4 protein-coding genes are annotated in these 5,572 nt (G+C 26.9%); 3 read left to right on the forward strand and 1 reads right to left on the reverse strand.

Features of this window, described 5'->3' with window-relative positions; translation table 11 throughout:
* The first annotated feature begins 428 nt into the window (after positions 1–428).
* The 3 genes from BGI41_RS06385 to BGI41_RS06395 all read left to right on the forward strand — a co-directional run bounded on the left by BGI41_RS06385 (position 429) and on the right by BGI41_RS06395 (position 4,883).
* Entirely contained in the window at positions 429–2,411 is a 1,983-nt protein-coding gene (locus BGI41_RS06385; protein ID WP_088539628.1) for a CoB--CoM heterodisulfide reductase iron-sulfur subunit A family protein, read from the forward strand.
* Between the two features lie 416 nt (positions 2,412–2,827).
* A complete protein-coding gene (glyA, locus tag BGI41_RS06390; RefSeq protein ID WP_088539630.1) occupies positions 2,828–4,096 on the forward strand; it encodes a serine hydroxymethyltransferase in 1,269 nt (422 codons plus the stop codon).
* Between the two features lie 76 nt (positions 4,097–4,172).
* Complete coding sequence (locus BGI41_RS06395; RefSeq protein ID WP_088539632.1) at positions 4,173–4,883, forward strand: dihydromethanopterin reductase (acceptor); 711 nt, start codon at positions 4,173–4,175, stop codon at positions 4,881–4,883.
* A gap of 92 nt (positions 4,884–4,975) precedes the next feature.
* Here BGI41_RS06395 and BGI41_RS06400 read toward each other — a convergent pair whose 3' ends face one another.
* Entirely contained in the window at positions 4,976–5,344 is a 369-nt protein-coding gene (locus tag BGI41_RS06400; protein WP_143744802.1) for a DUF192 domain-containing protein, read from the reverse strand.
* Positions 5,345–5,572: the final 228 nt, after the last annotated feature.

Below are 5,572 nucleotides of genomic sequence, written 5' to 3' on the forward strand. Positions count from 1 at the left end.
TTTTTATAGTTATTTTAATTGTTTTTTTTTTTAGAATTTTTTAAATTGTTTTTCTTTATTATTAATTAATTTATTAAAATATTTTTTAACTTCTTATTGTGATTTATTAAATTTTTACTTGTTTTTTGATTTTTTTATCTTATATATTTAGTATAAATTTCTTTTTTGTATTTTCTTTATTTTTATTTATTTTCATATTAAACTTATTTTTTAAGGTTTAATCTATAATACTATCTTTAATTTTTATTTATAACTCTTAATGCTTTCTATTTTAAATTTTTATTTAAACATTTTTTCATCTTATAAATACTTTACTTAATTCTAAAAATAGAAAGCTTTATTAATGTTAATGTTAAACATACATTTATCTAAGATTTTAATTTTTATAAAATATTAGATAATGTCACATACTTGTACAAGGTGATTTAATGGCAGAAGAAAAAAATAATGAAAACGAAGAATTAAGGATAGGAGTTTACGTCTGTCACTGTGGTGTAAACATTGCTGCAGCAGTAGATGTAGTATCAGTCGCTGAATACGCAGGTACTTTACCTGATGTTGTAGTTTCTAAAGACTACAAATATATGTGTTCTGACCCTGGTCAATCTCTTATTCAAGAAGATATTAAAAAATATAATCTTAACAGAGTAGTAGTAGCTGCTTGTTCTCCAAGGCTTCACGAACCTACATTTAGAAGATGTGTAGAAGAAGCTGGATTAAACAGATACTTATTTGAATTTGCAAACTTAAGAGAACACGATTCTTGGGTACACATGAACGAACCTGAAGCTGCTACTGAAAAAGCTAAAGATTTAGTACGTATGGCTGTTGCTAAAGCTAGATTATTAGAACCTTTAACTCCTTCTTTAGTAGATGTAAATAACAATGCTCTTGTTATTGGTGGAGGAGTAACTGGTATTCAAACTGCTTTAGATTTAGGTGATATGGGATTCCATACTTATCTTGTTGAAAGAGCTCCTACTATTGGTGGAAGGATGGCACAACTCGATAAAACTTTCCCTACTTTAGATTGTTCTTTATGTATTCTCGCACCAAAAATGGTAGATTGTGGTAAACATGATAACATTGAATTAATTACTTATGCTGAAGTAAAAGATGTTGATGGATACATTGGTAACTTTACTGTTACTGTAGAGAAAAAAGCTAGATACGTAGATGAAAACTTATGTACTGGTTGTGGAGCTTGTACTGAAGCTTGTCCTATTGAAATGCCTAACTACTTTGATGAAGGTATTGGTATGACTAAAGCTGCTTACATTCCATTCCCTCAAGCAGTTCCATTATGTGCTACTATCGATAAAGATTACTGTATTGGATGTAAACTTTGTGATGCAGCATGTGCTCCTGGAGCTATTGATCACGATCAAAAACCTGAAGAAATTAAACTTGAAGTTGGTACTATTATCGCAACCACTGGTTACGACCCATACGACCCTTCAGGTAAATACGAATATGGTTACGGTAGATACTCTAACGTAATTACTGCTATGGAAATTGAAAGGATGATTAATGCATCAGGTCCTACTACTGGACACGTTATTAAACCTTCTGATGGTAAAACTCCTAAACGTGTTGCATTTATCCATTGTGTTGGTTCAAGGGATGAACAAATTGGTAAACCATATTGTTCCAGAGTATGTTGTATGTACTCTATGAAAAACGCTCAATTATGTATTGATCACGAACCTGATACTGATGTAACTTGTTACTACATGGATATTCGTGCATTTGGTAAAGGATTCGAAGAGTTCTACAAAACATCACAAGAAAAATATGGTATTGAATTCTTAAGAGGTAGACCTGCAGAAATTATCGAAAATGATGATTTAACTTTAACTATTAGGGCAGAAGATACTTTACTTGGTAAAGTAACTGAATACACCTATGATTTAGTTGTATTATCTGTTGGTTTAGAAGCTCCTCATGGTTCAAACGAATTAAGACAAACTTTAGGAATTTCCAAATCTTCTGATGGATTCTATATGGAAGCTCACCCTAAATTAAGACCTGTTGATACTTTAACTGATGGTGTTTATATTGCTGGTGTAGCACAAGGTCCTAAAGATATTCCTGATTCTGTTGCTCAAGGTTCTGCAGCAGCAGGTCGTGCAGCAATTCCTATGTCACAAGGTAAAGTAGCAATTGAACCTATTATTGCTACTTCTGATGAATCTATTTGTGGTGCTTGTGAAGTATGTGTTGAACTTTGTCCATTCAGTGCAATTAGTATTGTTGGAGACGAAGGTCACAAACATGCTGAAATTAACGTAGCATTATGTAAAGGATGTGGTACCTGTGTAGGTGCATGTCCATCAGGTGCTATGGATCAAAACCACTTCAAAACAGATCAAATTATGGCACAAATCGATGCTGCTTTAGAAGATATGTAGATTTATTGGATTTTTATCCAATATCTACTTTTTATCTTTTTTGAATTTTTTAATTTATTCTAAACTATTTTTTATAGAAATTTAAGCTTTATTATATACTCTTTTTGAATTTTATGAAAAAACTAGTTTTAAATTTAAAATATAATCATATTACTTTTTAAAATAAAAATTTTATATCTATTTTATCCTTAATTATTTTTAAAAATTTTTTAATTAAAATTAGAATAGTTTTTGTTTAAGGTTTAATTTTTAAATATGATTTTTAATGATTTTACATAATAATTATATAATTAAAAAATTAAATATAAATTATATAAAATTAATAAATTTAATTTTATTATAAATTTTATTTTTAATTAAAAGTTGAATTAAGCTTATTGACTAATTTTGTTGATAATATTTATAGGTGTTAATTAATGTCTAATCAAGAAAATATAACTAAATTCCAAAATTTTATGAAAAATCATAATGATTGGATGAGAAACAGTATAAATCTTATTGCTAGTGAAAATATTACTAGTACTGATGTTAAAACTGCAATGGTATCTGATTTATCTCATAGATATGCTGAAGGTAAATCCCATGAAAGATTATATCAAGGATGTAAATACATTGATGATATTGAAGATTTAACAGTAGATTTAAGTAAAAAATTATTTGATGCTAAATATGTTGATGTAAGGACTATTTCTGGTGTAACTGCTAATTTAGCTACATTTTTTGCTTTTTCTGATTATGGTGATAAATTACAAGCTTTAGAAGTACCATATGGAGGTCATATATCTCATGCAGGTGTTTCAGCTGCAGGTATTCATGGATTAAAAACAATTTCTCACCCATTTAATGCTGACATAATGAACATCGATATTGATAAAATGAATAAAAAAATCCTTGAAGAAAAACCTAAGTTAATTCTTTTTGGTGGAAGTTTATTCTTATTCCCACATCCTGTTAAAGAAGCTCGTGAAGCTGCTGATGAGGTTGGGGCTAAAATATTATATGATGGAGCTCACGTTTTAGGTTTAATTGCAGGTAAACAATTCCAAGATCCTTTAAGAGAAGGAGCTGATGTTTTAATGGGAAGTACACATAAATCATTCCCAGGTACACAAGGTGGTATTATTATATCTAATCATGAGGAATATGCAAATAAATTAGATAATGCTGTTTTCCCTGGTGTAGTAAGTAACTATCATCTTCATCATATTGCTGGTCAAGGTATTGCTACAGCTGAAATGTTAGAATTTGGTGAAGATTATGCTAAACAAATCATTAAAAATGCTAAAGCATTAGCTCAAGCATTATATGAACTTGGTTTTAATGTTTTATGTGAAGATCTTGGATTTACTGAATCTCACCAAGTTGCGGTTGATGTTTCTAATATTAAACCAGCTAGTCAACTTGCAGTTGAATTAGAAGAAAATAATATTATATTAAACAAAAATCTCCTTCCTTGGGATGATGTAAATGATAGTGATAATCCTTCAGGTTTAAGAATTGGTACTCCTGAAATCACTAGAAGGGGATTAAAAGAGAAAAATATGTCAGAAGTTGCAGAATTTATTAAAGCTGTTGCAATAGATGGTAAAAATGTTAAAGATGAAGTAAGTGAATATATGAATGACTTTGATAAAGTTCATTATGCTTTTAAAAATGATGAAGCATATAAATATATTCAATTCTAATTCTTTTTCTTTTTTATTTAATTTAAAAACTATTTTTTTATAAAATTTATTATTTAAATCAATATTTGATGATATTATGCGTATTGGATGGGCATTTACTGGAGCAGGTCATTTATTAAAAGAAAGTGTTGATGAATTTGTAAAACTTGCAAAAGATAATTCAGTCACTGTTTTTATGTCAAATGCAAGTATTGAAGTATTAAAAATGTATGGTCTTTATGAAACTGTTGTTAAATATACTGGAGGCCGTTATAAAGAACTTGCTACTGATGAAAATCAAAAATTTAGTTTTCCAATAACTGGTAGATTATCTTTAGGTAAATATGATGTATTAGTTGTATCTCCAGCTACTGCAAATACTGTTGCAAAAATAGTTTATGGAATTTCTGATACAATTGTTACAAATGCTGTAGCTCAAGCAGGTAAAGGTAAAGTTCCAACTATTATAGTACCTGTTGATATTACTCCTGGTGATATTGATACTGTTTTACCTTCAAAATTAGAACTTAGTAAATGTAAAAAATGTGATCCTTGTACAGCAGCACTTGCTTGTCCACATGATGCTTTTATTCCATATAAAGAGATTTCACTTTTAAATTGTGTTGGATGTGGCCAATGTAAAGTGGCTTGTCAATATGATGCAATATCTGAAGGAAAAGTTATTCAAATGCATATGAGAGATATTGATATTAAAAATACTAAGAAACTTAAAGATATTGATGAGATTGATGTAGTTAAACATCCATCTGAAATTATTCCATTTATTGAAAATAATATTCAAAAATAGTATTTGAACTTCTATTTTTAATATATTTTGATTTTTATGATTATAAATTAAATATATTATTTTATTATTGATATTTTTTTAATTTTTAATATCTATAAATCAGATATAATTATTTTATTATCTATTTCTACTTTATTTTTATTAATAAAACCATATTCTAATTCTATTATATATTTTGCTTCTTTTTTTGGAGTATAAAAATGCCATGGTTTTAAACTACAAGTATCATATATTCTATTTTCTTTATCAATAAATAGTATATCTATTGGGATTTTCATAAATAATGTATGAATTCCTGTTTTTAGTAGGTAATTTTCAGGTATAATAAATATTAATGGATAATTTATCTTATCTTTTAACATTAAACCTTTAAATCTTTCTAAAAAGCTTTTATATATTTTAACTTCAATATTTATTATATTCTCATTTGTAATAATTTTTAATTTTTTTATTTTTCTAATTTTTTATTCCTCTTTCATGTTTTTTTATCTTTTTTCTAATTTTATTAATTTTTATTAAGTTTTTAAGTTTATAAATTTTAAATTATAAATATTCTTTACTTTTTATTAATTTATATTAGAAAATTTAAATTTATTTAAATTAAAAATAAAATTTTAATTTTAATTATTCTATCTTAAAATTTTTATTAAGTTTAAAATTTAAGCTTATAATAATAATTATTATATACT

It is taken from the genome of Methanobrevibacter sp. 87.7, assembly GCF_002208625.1.
GTDB lineage: Archaea > Methanobacteriota > Methanobacteria > Methanobacteriales > Methanobacteriaceae > Methanarmilla.